Raw genomic sequence first — 15,984 nt, 5'->3', positions numbered from 1 at the left:
TGGCAGCCCCGTCATTCCCGCGAACGCGGGAATCCAGGTTGCTGAGTATGGTGGTGAAAATGGATTCCCGCGTTCGCGGGAATGACGCAACGGAGGGGAATTCGTGCCGCCTAACTGAACGGCATTAGATTCTGCGCCCCTTTTTTTGCTTTCCATTGTCTTCTTGAACTTTTTCGGAGCATTGGCCGCCAAACTGAAGGCAAATCTTTCTTGTGACGTGCCACTGCTGTGTCACTGTTAACAGGAACGCGGTTTGCTGGCAAAGTAACAATCACATTTCCAGCGCCAGTCAGCCATTCAGATCGCATATATAGCAGGGCGGAATGTTATGATGTCGACCTCCTGCGAGGTTTTTCCTCGTTTTTATAGCGTGAAGTGTGGCGGCTGCTTTTTCGCCGACTTTGATAAGAACAGTCGATAACGTGCGTCTAACCTCCATTAAATTATCAGGATTCAAGTCATTCGTTGATCCAACCAATTTCCAGGTTCCGGGCCAGCTGGTGGGTGTGGTCGGACCTAACGGCTGCGGCAAGTCCAACATCATCGACGCCGTGCGCTGGGTCTTGGGTGAATCCAAGGCCTCCGAGTTGCGCGGCGAATCGATGCAAGACGTTATTTTCAACGGTTCCTCGCATCGCAAGCCGGCCGGCCGCTCATCGGTCGAACTGGTGTTCGACAACAGTCTCGGCAAAGCCGCCGGCCAGTGGAGCCAATATGCCGAAATTGCCGTCAAGCGCACCTTGACGCGTGACGGCACCTCGACTTACTACATCAATAACCAGGCGGTACGGCGGCGCGACATCCAGGACATCTTCCTCGGCACCGGTCTTGGCCCGCGCGCTTACGCGATCATCGGCCAGGGCATGATCTCGCGCATCATCGAGGCGCGTCCCGAAGAGTTGCGGATTTTCCTGGAAGAGGCTGCCGGCGTTTCCAAGTACAAGGAACGCCGCCGCGAAACCGAAAACCGCCTGAACGATACCCGCGAGAATCTGGTGCGGGTCGAAGATATCTTGCGCGAGCTCAACGCCAACCTGGAAAAACTGCAGGCACAGGCTGCGGTCGCCCAAAAATTCCATGAATTGCAAGGCGATCAGGAAGAAAAGCAAAAACTGCTGTGGCTGTTGCGCAAGAACGAAGCCAAGACCGAGCAGGAAAAATATTTCCGCGAGATTGAAAAAGCGCAAACCGATCTGGAAGAGCAAACCGCCAAGCTGCGCCACGTCGAAACCGAGCTGGAACACATGCGCCAGGCGCACTATGCCGCCGGCGACCGCATGCATCAGGCGCAGGGCCATCTGTATCAGACCAATTCCGAAATCGGCAGCCTGGAAGCGCAGATCAAGTTTGTCATCGAATCGCGCAATCGCCTGCAATCGCAACTCAATTCGTTGACCGCGCAGCGCGATCAATGGCAGCGCCAGGGGACTCAGTACCAGGACGATCTGGTCGAGGCCGAGATGCATCTGGAAGAATTGGCGGCGCGGGTCGAACAATCGCAGGTGGCGGCGCAACAGCACAACGATCAACTGCCGGCGCTGGAGCAGAGCTGGCGCGAAGCGCAGCTCAAAAGCACCGAGTCGCGCGGCAAGATCATGCAGATCCAGCAACAGATCGAACTGGAATCCACCCATCAGCGCAACGCCTCGAATATCCTGAACGGCCTGAGCAGCCGGCGCGAACGGCTGGCGCAGGAAAAGAACGGCTTGAACCTGCCGGACAACGCCCATCTGACCAATCTGCGCATGCAGCTGGAAGAGAAGCAGGCCGGCCTGGAAGAAACCGGCATGCAACTCGAAGAAGCGCAGGAACAACAGCCGCGCCTGGAAGAAGAACGGCGTAACGCGCAGCAGCAAGTCAACACCGAAAGCGCTAACAACGCACAGCTGGAAGCGCGCCTGACAGCGCTCAAGCAATTGCAGGAAAGCGTGCAGACCGAAGGCAAGGTACAGCCCTGGCTGCAAAAGCACGAACTGGCAGGGCTGCCGCGTTTGTGGCAAAAACTGCATATCGACGGCGGCTGGGAAACCGCGCTGGAATCGGTGCTGCGCGAGCGTACTTCGGCGCTGGAAATGTCGAATCTGGATTGGGCCAAAGCCTTTTTCAACGATGCGCCGCCGGCCAAGCTGGCCTTGTTTTCACCGAATGGCGTAGCGCCTGCAGGCAACGTTGAAACACCTGCCGGCCTCAAGCCTTTCCTGAATTTGTTGCAACTGAACGATCCGGGTTTGCGCGTATTGATGCAGGATTGGCTGCACAATTTTTACGCCGCCGACGATACGGTGACGGCCTTTGCCGAACGCAGCAAACTACCGCTGGGCGCCAGCTTCGTCACGCGCCAGGGCCATGTGATCAGCAAGACCGGCGTGCGTTTCTATGCCTCTGATTCGGAGCAGGACGGCATGCTGGCGCGCCAGCAGGAAATCGAAAACATCACCAAGCAGTTGCGCGCTCAGCAAATGCTGGCCGATGAGGCCCGCTCGCGTTCGGTGCGCGCCGAGGCGGCGCTGTCGCAGGCAACTCAGCGCCTGCAGGAAATGCGCCAGCGCCACACCGGCCTGACGCAGGCGGTGCACGGCTTGCAGATCGACGTCATGAAATTGTCCGAGTTGCAGGAACGCTTCAATCAGCGCAGCTCGCAAATCTCCTCCGATCTGGCCGAAATCGCGGCACAGGAAAGCGAGCAGCAGCAAGTCAAGATGGAATCGGAAGCCAAGTTCGAACAGCTCGACGCCGAGCTGGCCGAGCTGCAAGAAAAGCACGAAGACGGACAAACCGATTATCTCAGCAAGGAACAACAGCTCAACGATGCGCGCCAGCGTCTGCGCGAGATGGAGCGGGCTGCGCAAGAAGCCGAGTTCGCCGAAAAGTCCCATCGCAACAAGATCGAAGAACTCAAGCGCAGCATTGCCACCGCATTGGAGCAGGCGGCGCAGTTGTTCGCCAATATGCAGCAAGGCCATCTGGAGCTGGAGAGCCTGGACGATCAGGCGGCGCAAGCCGGTTTGCAAGATTTGCTGGACAAGCGCAGCGAACAAGAGCGGGCGCTGGCCGATACCCGCCATGAACTGGACCAGGTGTCGCAGAATTTGCGCCAGCATGAAGAAACCCGCTTGCAAGCCGAGCGCAGCCTGCAACCGCAGCGCGACCGCATCATGGAATTGCAATTGAAAGAACAGGCGGCGCGCCTGAACCAGGAGCAATATGTACAGCAGCTGCTCGAAGCCCAGGCCGACGAAGCAGCCTTGAGCGAGAAGCTGACCGCCGACATGCGCCCCTCGTATCTGCAAGGCGAAGTAACCCGTCTGACCAACGCCATCGGCGCGCTGGGCGCGGTCAATCTGGCGGCGCTGGACGAACTGGCGCAGGCGTCCGAGCGCAAGAATTTCCTGGATGCGCAAAACGCCGACCTGACCGAGGCCATCAATACGCTGCAAGATGCGATCCACAAGATCGACAAGGAAACCCGCGATCTGCTGCAAGATACTTTCGATAAAGTGAATCATCATTTTGCCGAACTGTTCCCGATCCTGTTCGGCGGCGGCCAGGCCAAGCTGATCATGACCGGCGACGAAATCCTCGACTCCGGCGTGCAAGTCATGGCGCAACCGCCGGGCAAGAAAAATGCAACGATTCACCTGTTGTCCGGTGGCGAGAAAGCACTCACCGCTACGGCCCTGGTGTTTTCGATGTTCCAGTTGAATCCGGCGCCGTTCTGCCTGCTGGATGAGGTCGATGCGCCGCTGGACGACGCCAATACCGAACGTTTCTGCAATATGGTGAAGCGGATGTCGGCCCATACCCAGTTCCTGTTCATTTCGCATAACAAGATTGCGATGGAAATGGCGCAGCAGCTGATTGGGGTGACGATGCAGGAGCAGGGCGTATCGCGGATTGTTGCGGTGGATATGGAGGCCGCGAGAAGTTTTGCCGGCGACGCCGTGGCGGCCTGAAGATAAGAGAGGATCAGAAACGCAACTTAGCCAGCTTGACAACTTTTTTAGAGGCCTCTAAGCTGATTTTCTGGTCGTAATGCAATATATTGTAAGGAATTGTCTCAATAATTTTACGTTGGCGGTATATGCAGTAATACTAGACATTGTTTTTATAAAAAGAAATCGCATTTCCGGGAGCCGGAATGCCCTTAGGTTTTAAGTAAAAAATAAATATTTACGCGGTCGCTGACAACTATTTTAGAAGTGTTTTTTCCTCGGATTCAATCAATGACCAGTCCACAATTTCAATCGCGACGATTTCAATCACGAATCTTCAGCGCGCGTCCGGCTTGCACGGCGGCGTTCGCTATTAAGGCATCAGCAGAATGACAGATCTACAAACAAGCCTGTTTATCATTGGAGGCGCGTTTCTTGTTGGCGTCATTTCCTACAACAAATGGCAGGAATACAAAGCCAAGAAGAGTGTTGAGCGGGCGTTTTCCGGATCGCATGACGATGTCTTGATGACTCCGGGCAAAGAAAGCGGCGAAGCGTCGGTCCGGCATGAGCCAACGTTGTTCGAAGCCGAACTTGATGCGGACGCGATGTCCGCTGTGCCGCATGACAACCTGGAGCAAAGCGCAGAGCAGCAGGCAATCGAACCGCAACTCGGCAATCCGGTGCCGGCACCTGCGCCAGCGGTGCGCAAGGATCTGCCGGTAGATGAGTTGATCGATTGCGCCATTCCGCTGGTGCTGGAAGCACCGGTACGCGGCGATAAGGCCTTGCCGGCGCTGCAATCCTTGCGTCACGTCGGCAACAAGCCGATCCATTTCATCGGCGAGGACGCCAACGGCGAATGGGAGCCGGTTGCGCACGGCGGCATCTACAGCACCTTGCTGGCTGGCGTGCAATTTGCCAATCGCACTAACCCGCTGAATGAAATCGAATACTCCGAACTGGTGACCCGCTTGCGCCAGATTGCCGATGACCTGGGCGCTGAACCGGAATTGCCGGAGATGACCGAAGTGATGCACACCGCGCGCAGCTTGCATCAGTTCGTGATCGAACACGACGCCCAGCTGGGCGTGAATATCCAGTCCAACGGTGCGCCCTGGGCCATCAGCACTTTGCTGGCGGCGCTGACTCGTCAAGGTTTCGACGCCCGGCCGGAAGGCCGCATGGTGATGTCGGATGGCGACGGCGGCTTGCTGTTCTCTCTGTCCACCAACGCCAGCGCGGTTGCAGAAACCACCAGCCGCCTGACCTTGCTGCTCGATGTGCCGCGGGTTGCTCCCGATCGCGACGGTTACGGTGCAATGGTAGCCTGCGCCCGTTCGTTGGCGGCGCGCCTTGGCGGCGTGCTGGTCGACGACAGCAACCAGCCTCTGGCCGACGTCCAACTGGCGGAGATCGCCGGTCAGGTCGACGCCTTTTACCGTGAAATGGAAGCCGCTGAAATCCCAGCCGGTTCGATTCGGGCTTTGCGTCTATTTAGTTAACTATGCCTTCTTCTTTATCTCAAGCTGGCGGCCCGGGAAATGCCCCCGATGCCGCCGAATGGCGCTTGCGCGCCGCCTGGCTGGCGGCCGAACTGAATCGCCACAATCACTCTTATTACGTGCTCGACAACCCCTCGATTCCGGATGCCGAATACGATCAGTTGTTCCGTGAATTGCAGGCGCTGGAACAAGCTCATCCCGAACTCAACACGCCCGATTCACCGACCCAACGGGTCGGCGCTGCGCCGTTGCCGCTATTTGAGCAAGTCACGCACTCGATACCCATGCTGTCCTTGGGTAATGGTTTTGAAGACAACGACATCGTCGAGTTCGACCGCCGCGTCAGGGACGGCCTCGACACCCAGACCGACGCCGAGATCGAATACGCCGCCGAGTTGAAGTTTGACGGCCTGGCCATCAACCTGCGTTATGAAGATGGCGTGCTGGTGCAGGCCGCTACCCGTGGCGACGGCAGCACTGGCGAAAACGTCACCAGCAATATCCGCACCGTGCGCGCGATCCCGTTGCGTTTGCATACCGAACAGCCGCCGAAGGTGCTTGACGTGCGTGGCGAAGTGCTGATGTTCAAAGAAGATTTCGCCAAGCTCAACGCTCGTCAGCGTGAGGCGGAGCTGAAAGAATTCGCCAATCCGCGCAATGCTGCGGCCGGCAGTTTGCGGCAACTCGATTCACGCATCACGGCACAGCGCACCTTGCGCTTTTTTGCCTATGGCGTCGGCGCGCTGGAAGGCGCCGACATGCCGCCATCGCACTCGGCGCTGCTGGATTGGTATAGCCAGCTCGGGTTGCCGGTGTGTAAGGAGCGCGGCGTCGTCAAAGGCGCTGCCGGCCTGCTGGAATTTTTCCGCGATATCGGCAGCAAGCGGGCGCAACTGCCTTACGAAATCGATGGCGTGGTCTACAAGGTGAATCGCTTGTTGCAGCAGCAGACCCTGGGATTCGTATCGCGTGCGCCGCGCTTTGCGCTGGCGCATAAATTCCCGGCGGAAGAAGCCACCACCCAGGTGCTGGATATCGAAGTGCAGATCGGCCGCACCGGCGCCGTCACCCCGGTGGCGCGCCTGGCGCCGGTGTTTGTCGGCGGCGTCACGGTCACCAACGCCACCCTGCACAATGAGGACGAGGTGCGGCGCAAGGATATTCACATCGGCGATACCGTGATCGTGCGGCGCGCCGGCGACGTGATTCCTGAAGTGGTTTCCTTTGTGCCTGAGCTGCGACCGGTCAATGCGCAAGCGTTTGTCATGCCCACCGCATGCCCGATTTGCGGTTCTTTGATCGTCAAGCTGGAAGACGAAGCGATTGCGCGCTGCTCTGGCGGCTGGGTCAAATGCGCGGCGCAACGCAAGGGCGGCTTGCAGCATTTTGCCTCGCGCCGGGCGATGGATATTGAAGGTTTGGGCGATCAATTGATTGAACAACTGGTCGATCGCCATATCATTTACACTGCCGCCGATCTGTACAAGCTGGGCCTGGTGAAACTGGCGGCGCTGGAACGCATGGCCGACAAATCTGCCCAAAATGTATTGTCCGCGCTCGAAAAATCCAAATCGACTACTCTGGGCCGTTTCATTTATGCGCTCGGCATCCGCCATGTCGGCGAGGCCACCGCGAAAGAACTGGCGACGCATTTCGGCAGCATCGATGGTTTATTGCAAGCTTCCGAGGAACAATTGCTGGAGGTTGCCGATATCGGCCCGGTGGTGGCGCGTTCATTGCTTGATTTTTTTGCCGATCCGCTGAATCGGGAGCTGGTCGAGCAACTGCGGGCGGCCGGAATTCACTGGCCGGAGAACTTGCCGGCGGAAATTACGTCCAAGTTCTTGTCGGGCAAGACCTTCGTGCTGACCGGCAGCCTGCCGACGCTGACCCGCGACGCCGCCGCCGCCATGATCGAGGCCGCCGGCGGCAAGGTGACCGGTTCGGTTTCCAAGAAGACCAACTATGTGGTCGCGGGCGCCGAGGCCGGCAGCAAACTGACCAAAGCGGAAGAATTGAAGATCCCGATCCTGGATGAAGACGGACTCCGCGCTCTATTAGAAAGCGAACAAGGAAACCAACATGAGCAAGATTAGAAAAGCAGTATTTCCCGTCGCCGGCCTGGGCAGCCGATTTTTACCGGCCACCAAGGCGCAGCCAAAAGAGATGCTGCCGATCGTCGACAAGCCTTTGATCCAGTACGCGGTGGAAGAAGCGGTGGCCGCCGGCATCACCGACATGGTGTTCATTACCGGCCGCAACAAACGCGCAATTGAAGATCACTTCGACAAAGCCTACGAGCTGGAAACCGAACTGGAAGCAGCCGGCAAGGCGCGCCTGCTGGAGCTGGTGCAAAACGTTATTCCAAAACACATCAATTGCATTTTCATCCGCCAATCCGAAATGCTCGGCCTGGGACACGCCGTGTTATGCGCGCGTCCGGTGGTAGGCGACGATCCTTTTGCGATCTTGCTGGCCGACGATTTCATGGATGTCGCGGCCGGGCACAAGCCGGTGCTGGCGCAGATGACCGATATTTTTGCCACTGAAAAATCCAGCATGCTGGCGGTGCAAGACGTGCCGCGTGCCGATACCAAGCAATACGGTATCGTCAGCATCGACGCTTATAAAACCGATCTGGAAAAGGTCAATAGCATCGTCGAAAAGCCGCAACCTGAGGAGGCGCCTTCCACCCTGGCGGTGGTCGGGCGTTATGTGCTGACCAATGGCATTTTCGATTGCCTGGAAGGTCTGGGCAAGGGCGCCGGCGGTGAAATACAATTGACCGACGGCATCGCCGCATTGATGAAAGCCGAACGTGTGCTGGCTTACCGCTACGCCGGTACGCGCTATGATTGCGGTTCCAAGCTGGGTTATCTGAAGGCGACGCTGGCGATGGGCTTGAAGCATCCGGAAACCGGCGCGGAGTTTGCCGAATATCTGAAGCAATTTAAATAATCAAACAAAAGATCTGACCATGAGCGTTCGCGAAATCCTGAAAATGGGCGACCCGCGCCTGCTGCGGCAAGCCGAGCCCGTCACCGCTTTCGGCACGCCGGAACTGGAGGCGCTGATCATCGACATGTTCGATACTATGTATGCAGCAAACGGCGCCGGTCTGGCGGCGCCGCAGATCGGCGTTAATCTGCAGGTAGTGATTTTCGGTTTCAAGAATAATATCCGCTATCCGGACGCGCCAATGGTGCCGGAGACGGTGCTGGTCAATCCGGTGTTGCGGCCGCTGTCGGAGGAAATCGAAGACGGCTGGGAAGGCTGCCTGTCGGTACCCGGCATGCGCGGCGTGGTGCCGCGCTGGAGCCGCCTGCATTACGAAGGTTTCGACCAGGTTGGCGCCGCCATCAGCCGTGACGTCGACGACTTTCATGCGCGTGTGGTGCAGCATGAGGCCGATCACTTGAACGGCATCCTGTATCCGATGCGGATCAAGGATTTCAGCCGTTTTGGTTTTACCGAAGTGTTGTTCCCCGAGCTGGGTCTCGATCACGACGATTGAGCCTGATTGACCTGGCAAGGACGGTCATTGCCTGACCGTCCTTAAGCCGTCATTGTAGTCGTCGATGTTGTAATCTTTGTTGCCATCGCAGTAGTCATTGTTACAATACTGCTCCGCGCGCGTCCTGCTGTCCCTTCTTTGCCCGCGCGCTATCCCCGATAGCCATCCACTTTCACAAGGAAAGCCTGCCCATGCATCATGCAGTCGAAATGTTTATCCAGGATTTGGCCGTAATCATGCTGATCGCCGGTGTCGTGACGGTGCTGTTCAACCGTTTCAAACAGCCGGTGGTGCTTGGCTATATCGTCGCCGGCGTCATCATCGGTCCGCATACGCCGCCGTTTTCGCTGATCACGGATGAGCGCACGATTCAGATCCTGGCAGAACTGGGCGTGATTTTCCTGCTGTTTTCGCTGGGCCTGGAATTCAGCCTGAAGAAACTCGCCAAGGTCGGCGCCACCGCTTTTGTCGCTGCCCTGGCGGAGATTACGCTGATGCTGTGGGTCGGCTACGAGATCGGGATTTATTTCGGCTGGAAGCCGATGGATGCGATATTCCTCGGCGCCATGCTGTCGGTATCGTCGACCACCATCATCGTCAAGGTGCTCAATGAGCTGGGCCTGAAGCATGAGAAATTTGCGCAGTTGATTTTCGGCATACTGATTGTCGAGGATGTGCTGGCGATCGGCATGATCGCCTTGCTGTCGGGAGTGGCTATCAGCGGTTCGGTAGACGCCGGCGACGCCGTGCTCACCATCGGCAAGCTGGTCTTGTTCATGATCGTGTCGCTGGTGGCGGGCATCCTGGTGGTGCCGCGCCTGCTGGATTATGTCGCCAGATTCAAGAGCAAGGAAATGCTGCTGGTGACGGTGCTCGGCCTATGCTTCGGCTTTTGCCTGCTGGTCATGAAAATGGAATACAGCGTGGCGCTGGGCGCCTTCCTGATCGGCGCGGTGATGTCCGAATCGCGTCACCTGCATCAGATCGAACGCCTGATCGAACCGGTGCGCGACATGTTCAGCGCCATCTTTTTCGTCGCCATCGGCCTCTTGTTCAATCCCTCCGTCATGGCGCAATACTGGCTGCCGATTGTCGTGATTACCGTGGCGGTGGTGCTGGGCAAAGTGGTCAGCTGCGGCCTGGCGACTTTCCTCTCCGGCCACGATGGCCGCACTTCGATGCGGGTCGGCATGAGCTTGTCGCAGATCGGCGAATTTTCTTTCATCATTGCCGCGCTTGGCGTCAGCCTGAAGGTCACCAGCGATTTCCTGTACCCGACCGTGGTTGCCGTCTCGGCCGTGACCACCTTGCTGACACCCTATCTGATCAAGCTGGCCGATCCGCTCACGCGCCGTCTGGCGCGCGCCATGCCGGAAAAAGTGACATCGGTATTCGGTATGTACTCAACCTGGCTGGACAGCTTGCAGCCGCAAGGCGATCGCGCTGAGTTGTCGCGCATTATCCGGCGCATCCTGATGCAGGTCACGGTAAATCTGGCGTTGGTGGTGGCGATCTTCATCATCGGCGGCTATTTTGCCGAGGCGCTCGGCAGCAGCATGGCGGAGTGGGTGGCGGAGGCGCAGGTCCAGAACACGATAGTGTGGGGCGGGGCGCTGCTGATTTCGCTGCCTTTCCTGATCGCCACCTATCGCAAATTGCATGCGCTCAGCATGTTGCTGGCCGAAATCAGCGTCAAGCCGGAATGGGCCGGTTCCTACAACCATGCGGTGCGGCGCGTGATCGCCGAAGTGATCCCGGCGCTATCCATCATTGGCATCATGCTGATGATCACCGCGCTCAGCAGCAGGATTTTGCCGCCGACCAATCTGCTGATCATGGTGCTGGTTGGCGCCGCCGCACTGGTGCTGGTACTGTGGCAACGTTTTGTGAAATTGCATTCCAAGTTGCAGATCGCGCTGCGCGAAACGCTGGAGCAGCAGCCGGACGAACATCATTGACTTGTCCAAGCACTGCGCAACAGGTTTTTAGAGGCTGCCGTTGCGTCGTTTGGTTAAAATAGCGTTTTCTCCCTTTTTCAAGACAAAGCCATGACTGCCATGACCCAGGATCAACTCAAACAAGCCGTTGCCCGCGAAGCAATCAAATACGTGGTGGATGGCCAGATTGTCGGCGTCGGCACCGGCTCCACCGCCAATTTCTTCATCGATGAACTGGCAAAAATCAAGGACCGTATCAAGGGCGCGGTGGCTTCGTCGGAAGCGACTGCGGCGCGGTTGCGCGCGCATGACATCGACGTCTACGACCTGAACCAGGTAGCGACCATGCCGGTCTATGTCGACGGCGCTGACGAAATCACGGAGCAGGGCGCGATGATCAAAGGCGGCGGCGCTGCCTTGACGCGCGAAAAAATCGTCGCCTCGGTGGCTGAGAAATTCATCTGCATCGCCGACGGCTCCAAGCTGGTCAAGGTGCTCGGCAAGTTTCCGCTGCCGATCGAAGTGATCCCGATGGCGCAGGCAGTGGTGGCGCGCAAGCTGGTCAAATTCGGCGGCGAGCCGCGTTTGCGCTTCAAGGACGGCAAGCCGCTGATTACCGACAACGGTTGCGTGATTATCGATATGTTCGATCTGAAAATCACCGATCCGGTCGAACTGGAGCGGCAAATCAACCAGATCACGGGCGTGGTGACGGTCGGTCTGTTTGCGCAGCAAGGCGCCGATGTCTGTTTGCTGGGAACGCCGGATGGCGTGAAGACGCTGACGTTCTGATCATATCGATGCTTGTAGACGTGCCGTAACAGAAAAGGGCCTGGAATTCAGGCCCTTTTTCATGGCGAAAGCCAGGCCGATCTTGCCGCTTTACTTCCCCTCGCCAACCTGATTGTTCCGCTGCATGGCGATCATTTCGCTATCGCACGCCATGTGGAGTGACAAATCAATGGCGTTGAATGGCTGGCATTAGCGCTATCCCCCGAATATTTCAGATGCTGGCGATGCGCTTGCTGAAATAATGCATTTGCTAAGTCATAAATGTCACAATCAGCCGTCAAAAAACAACATAAATTTCCAACGTCGCTTAATTTTCGTTTTTTTTAAATTTTTTTTTGAAAAATAGTGCAATTTCTTTATTGGTTGGTAATATCTATGCCGTCCCGCTCGTAACAATTGCTAGCAATGTATCGCTACGATCTTCAGGCAGCGCATCGGGACGGGATTGCTTAAATATTAATAAAGGGTAGAAATGAAAAAGACTGTATTCGCACTAGCCGCCCTCGGCCTGATTGGCGCTAATGCACAGGCACAAAGCAACGTCACCATTTATGGCGTGATTGACGCCAGCCTCACTTACACCAGCAAGGTCGGCCCGAAAAACGATAGCCGCATCAGCGTGGATTCAGGCGATTTGTCGACTTCCCGTATCGGTTTCAAGGGTTCAGAAGATCTGGGCGGCGGCTTGAAAGCGATTTTCCAACTGGAAAACGGTTTCAATGCAGACGACGGCTCCTTGGGCACCGCCAACACTTTGTTCGACCGCAAATCGGTGGTCGGCCTGTCCGGCAGCTTCGGTACCTTCACCATCGGTCGTCAAACCGATTATCTGGAAGATATCGGCAACAAATATACTTCGGTGCAGACATTCGGCGGCAACGGCGTCAAAGGCGGCCACTTCAACAATCTGGACCGCATTTCCGGCGCCCGCAGCAATGATTCGATCCGCTACGACAGCGCCAATTACAGTGGCTTTAACGGCAGCTTGTTCTACGGTTTCGGCGGAGTTGCCGGTCGCAAGGCAGCCGGCGAAGCTTTCGGTCTGGGTGCTAACTATGCGAACGGCCCATTCGGTATCGGCCTGGCTTATTTTGAGACCAAACTGGCTGTTGATGCACCCCCGGCTTCGGCCGGCGACGCTGATCTGAAAACCTTCACCCTCGGCGCCAGCTATCAGGCCGGCGCGGCCAAGATCTACGGTGCATGGTCGCAAACAAAACGTCCGTTGGCGAAGGCATTGGCGGCAACCGGCCTGGTCAATATCACCACAGCGACCAAAGCCAACATCTTCGATCTGGGCGTGGATTATGCGCTGTCGGGCGACCTGCATTTGCTGGCAAGCGTGATTTACGACCGTGCCGATATCAGCCGCAAAACGCTGGGCACCACCAAAGGCAAGACTACCCAGTTGAACCTCGGGCTTGATTATTTCCTGTCGAAACGCACCGATCTGTACGCTCTGTACAGCAATCAGCGCGCCAAGGATATCAATAACCCAGGCGTGATCAATGCCGCATACAGCAGCGCGCCGGCGGACGACAGCAGCCAGAACGTGTTGCGCGTGGGTTTGCGCCATAAGTTCTGATTGGTGGCAAACGCTAGCAGGTAAGTAGTAATAACCAGTAACGCAAGGCGGGGAAGCCATACTGCGTTTCCCCGCCGTCCCCTAAGCCGATACCGGCTATCAGGCAAATAAGCGCAACACCAGCGTATTGATCAGGGCGCCGCCGACGATCAGCCAGCCGAACAGCACTGCCGCAAACATCAACGGCTTGACGCCCGCAGTGCGGATCGACGAGAAATGGGTGGATATGCCTAGCGCCGCCATCGCCATCGCCAGCAATGCGTTGTCGACATCATTGATATGCGCAACCAGTGCGGTCGGCAGCAGGTGCAGCGAATTGAATGCCGCCACTGCGACAAAACCGAAAGCAAACCAGGGAATCGCCAGGCCACCGGCGGCTGCCTTCTTGGCAGCACTGTTTTTCTTCGGGCTGTTCTTCTTCGAAATATAGGCCGACAACAGCATCAGGAACGGCGCCAGCATCATCACTCTCACCATCTTGGCAATCACCGCCGTATTGGCTGCATCCGGGCTGATGGCGCCAGCTGCGGCCACCACCTGGGCGACTTCATGCACGGTGGAGCCGGTGTAGACGCCGTAGGCCAGCGGCGAGGCTGCCAGAAACTGCCAGTGCAGATTGAGCTGGTACAGCAGCGGATAAAGAAATATCGCCAGCGAACCGAATACCACCACGGTAGCCACCGCCACCGTCACCTGCGCCGGCTGCGCCCGCAGCACCGGTTCGGTAGCCATCACGGCGGCCGCACCGCAGATGGAGCTACCCGCGCCGATCAGCACGGCGGTCTCGCGGTCCAGCTTGAATACGCGGGTGCCAAGCAGCAACGCCATGCCAAAGGTTGAGCACAAGACCAGAGCGTCGATCAATACGCCGCTTAGCCCGACATGGCCGATATCCTGGAATGTCAGGCGGAAGCCGTAAAAAATAATCCCCAGCCGCAGCAGGTTTTGCTTGGAAAAATTGACGCCGGCGGCGCAGGACGGGGCAAGCCGCCGATAACCCAGGTTGCCGGCCAGCATGCCGATCACGATAGCTAAGGTCAATGCGCTGAAACCGTGTGCCTGTAGCCAGTCGATCCGGGCGGCCGCGATCGCTACTGCTGCAATCGAGGCGCTCAAGGCCAATCCCGCCAGTCGCGGCGCTTGGGTGTTGGAGGGGCGGGCCGTTGTTGTTAGTGTTGAGGCATTCACTGTGATTTCCCATCGAGATGCGGCGTCATGCCGCCATGGAAATCACTATAGCTATTTGATATCTAAAAGAAAAACAGATTAATTTTGTATAATTAACCTGTTTTACAGGTAAATTGCTCTCTCTCCGCAGCAATCGCTGCTATTCGATACAAAGACCGGCCCAAGATGCGCCTCACCATCCGACAATTACAGATATTCCTGGCGATAGCCCAGTCCGGCAGCACCACCGCCGCCGCCGAGCAAGTCGCCCTGTCGCAATCGGCTACCAGCGCTGCCTTGAACGAACTGGAAAACCTGCTGGATTGCCGTCTCTTCGACCGCGTCGGCAAGCGCCTGATCCTCAACGATAACGGCCGCTTGTTATTGCCGCAGGCGGGGCAGGTGGTAGATGCCGCCAAAACCATAGAACAGCAATTTCTGGCGCCAGGCATGGCGCAGGGCGGCGGCCTGCAAATCGGCTCCAGCACCACCATCGGCAGTTATCTGTTGCCATCGATGATTGCCGCCTACCGGCAACAGCATAGCGAACTGCAGGTGCGAGTGACGATTGCCAATACCGCCGACATCGTCGCCGCCGTGGTCAATTTCGAAGTCGATGTCGGTTTGGTCGAAGGCCCCAGCCATGCCGCCGATCTGCAAGTCGAACCGTGGATGGTCGATGAATTGCTGATCGTCGCTGCGCCACAGCATCCTCTGGCCGGCGGCGACAAGAAGGTCGGCGTGACGCAGTTGCGCGAGGCCGAATGGCTATTGCGCGAGCCGGGCTCCGGCACCCGCGAGGCGGTTGAGCAAGCCTTGCTGCCGCATTTGCACTATTTGCGGCAAAGCTATGAGTTCGGTAATTCGGAAGCCATCAAGCACGCTACCGCCGCCGGTCTTGGCATCAGTTGCCTGTCGCATGCCGTGGTGGCCGATTTTTTGCAAAGCGGCCGGCTGGTGGAGTTGAAGACATCGCTGCCGAAATTGCGTAGGCATTTCTACCTGATCCACAGCAAGCACAAGATCCTGTCGCTGCGGCTGATGCAATTCCTGGCTTACTGCCGCAGCTGGTCCTGACGCTTTGCTGGCGAATTGCCCGGCGTTTCTGCCGCGGCCGCCCGCCCACGCATGACTGATATCTAAATGGATATCACTTATGATAAAAAAGTGATTAGTAAGACCCGCCAAGTGTTTTTACACTGGCTGCGGTATTTGTTCTCTTGTGATTGATGGCGGAGAGCTTTTCGTGGGGGTTTTTCTTTCTTTATTCCGATATCGAAAAAAATATCGAAATCACGAAAAAATTCATTTGTTTGATATCACTAATGTTCGTAAGATAGTCATGAAATTCAGCCGGAATGGTCTATATTGACTGCTTGTCATATGGAAAATATTCATTGGACAGCCATCCAGCGAGAGGCCAGATATCAGGAATAGCTAGGCATAGGTAGATATAAAAGCAGTTAAAAAAGTAGATAGGGCAGGCGCTTCACAAGGTTCTGACGCAACATCAAAATAATTAAATAGTTAAATTAACTAAAGGAGACAAGCT

At 57.0% G+C, this 15,984-nt stretch carries 10 protein-coding genes; 9 read left to right on the top strand and 1 reads right to left on the bottom strand.

What is annotated here, in order from left to right:
• Positions 1-422: 422 nt before the first annotated feature.
• The 8 genes from smc (at position 423) to KHU33_RS15610 (ending at position 13,265) form a co-directional block, all read left to right on the top strand.
• A complete protein-coding gene (gene smc / locus KHU33_RS15645; protein ID WP_211464545.1) occupies positions 423-3,953 on the top strand; it encodes a chromosome segregation protein SMC in 3,531 nt (1,176 codons plus the stop codon).
• Between the two features lie 368 nt (positions 3,954-4,321).
• Positions 4,322-5,437 carry a cell division protein ZipA C-terminal FtsZ-binding domain-containing protein gene (locus KHU33_RS15640; protein WP_211464543.1) on the top strand — a complete coding sequence of 372 codons (1,116 nt, stop codon included), beginning with the start codon at positions 4,322-4,324 and terminating at the stop codon, positions 5,435-5,437.
• Positions 5,438-5,439: 2 nt separating this feature from the next.
• Entirely contained in the window at positions 5,440-7,533 is a 2,094-nt protein-coding gene (ligA, locus tag KHU33_RS15635; protein WP_211464541.1) for an NAD-dependent DNA ligase LigA, read from the top strand.
• Positions 7,520-8,395: a UTP--glucose-1-phosphate uridylyltransferase GalU gene (gene galU / locus KHU33_RS15630; protein ID WP_211464531.1), complete on the top strand. Its 876-nt coding sequence runs from the start codon at positions 7,520-7,522 to the stop codon at positions 8,393-8,395. The genes ligA and galU overlap by 14 nt, the downstream gene beginning before the upstream one ends.
• 19 nt (positions 8,396-8,414) lie before the next feature.
• Positions 8,415-8,951 carry a peptide deformylase gene (gene def, locus KHU33_RS15625; RefSeq protein ID WP_211464529.1) on the top strand — a complete coding sequence of 179 codons (537 nt, stop codon included), beginning with the start codon at positions 8,415-8,417 and terminating at the stop codon, positions 8,949-8,951.
• A 191-nt stretch (positions 8,952-9,142) separates the two neighbouring features.
• Positions 9,143-10,909 carry a cation:proton antiporter gene (locus KHU33_RS15620; RefSeq protein ID WP_211464527.1) on the top strand — a complete coding sequence of 589 codons (1,767 nt, stop codon included), beginning with the start codon at positions 9,143-9,145 and terminating at the stop codon, positions 10,907-10,909.
• Positions 10,910-11,008: 99 nt separating this feature from the next.
• Complete coding sequence (gene rpiA / locus KHU33_RS15615) at positions 11,009-11,680, top strand: ribose-5-phosphate isomerase RpiA (protein ID WP_211464553.1); 672 nt, start codon at positions 11,009-11,011, stop codon at positions 11,678-11,680.
• A 472-nt stretch (positions 11,681-12,152) separates the two neighbouring features.
• Positions 12,153-13,265 carry a porin gene (locus tag KHU33_RS15610; protein ID WP_211464525.1) on the top strand — a complete coding sequence of 371 codons (1,113 nt, stop codon included), beginning with the start codon at positions 12,153-12,155 and terminating at the stop codon, positions 13,263-13,265.
• Between the two features lie 99 nt (positions 13,266-13,364).
• Here KHU33_RS15610 and KHU33_RS15605 read toward each other — a convergent pair whose 3' ends face one another.
• Positions 13,365-14,453, bottom strand: coding sequence for a YeiH family protein (locus tag KHU33_RS15605; protein WP_211464519.1), 1,089 nt, complete (start codon positions 14,451-14,453; stop codon positions 13,365-13,367).
• A gap of 165 nt (positions 14,454-14,618) precedes the next feature.
• Between KHU33_RS15605 and KHU33_RS15600 the strand changes: the two genes are divergently transcribed.
• Positions 14,619-15,509 carry a LysR family transcriptional regulator gene (locus tag KHU33_RS15600; RefSeq protein ID WP_211464517.1) on the top strand — a complete coding sequence of 297 codons (891 nt, stop codon included), beginning with the start codon at positions 14,619-14,621 and terminating at the stop codon, positions 15,507-15,509.
• Positions 15,510-15,984: the final 475 nt, after the last annotated feature.

Origin of the sequence: Collimonas silvisoli (assembly GCF_018305005.1) — a bacterium.
GTDB classification, from domain to species: domain Bacteria; phylum Pseudomonadota; class Gammaproteobacteria; order Burkholderiales; family Burkholderiaceae_D; genus Collimonas; species Collimonas silvisoli.
This window is presented reverse-complemented; position numbering and strand designations above follow the sequence as displayed.

Bases quoted from the DNA above. Each gene is read 5' to 3' on its own strand.
- KHU33_RS15640 (WP_211464543.1), top strand. From the start codon at position 4,322: ATGACAGATCTACAAACAAGCCTGTTTATCATTGGAGGCGCGTTTCTT.
- ligA (WP_211464541.1), top strand. From the start codon at position 5,440: ATGCCTTCTTCTTTATCTCAAGCTGGCGGCCCGGGAAATGCCCCCGAT.
- galU (WP_211464531.1), top strand. From the start codon at position 7,520: ATGAGCAAGATTAGAAAAGCAGTATTTCCCGTCGCCGGCCTGGGCAGC.
- def (WP_211464529.1), top strand. From the start codon at position 8,415: ATGAGCGTTCGCGAAATCCTGAAAATGGGCGACCCGCGCCTGCTGCGG.
- KHU33_RS15620 (WP_211464527.1), top strand. From the start codon at position 9,143: ATGCATCATGCAGTCGAAATGTTTATCCAGGATTTGGCCGTAATCATG.
- rpiA (WP_211464553.1), top strand. From the start codon at position 11,009: ATGACCCAGGATCAACTCAAACAAGCCGTTGCCCGCGAAGCAATCAAA.
- KHU33_RS15610 (WP_211464525.1), top strand. From the start codon at position 12,153: ATGAAAAAGACTGTATTCGCACTAGCCGCCCTCGGCCTGATTGGCGCT.
- KHU33_RS15600 (WP_211464517.1), top strand. From the start codon at position 14,619: ATGCGCCTCACCATCCGACAATTACAGATATTCCTGGCGATAGCCCAG.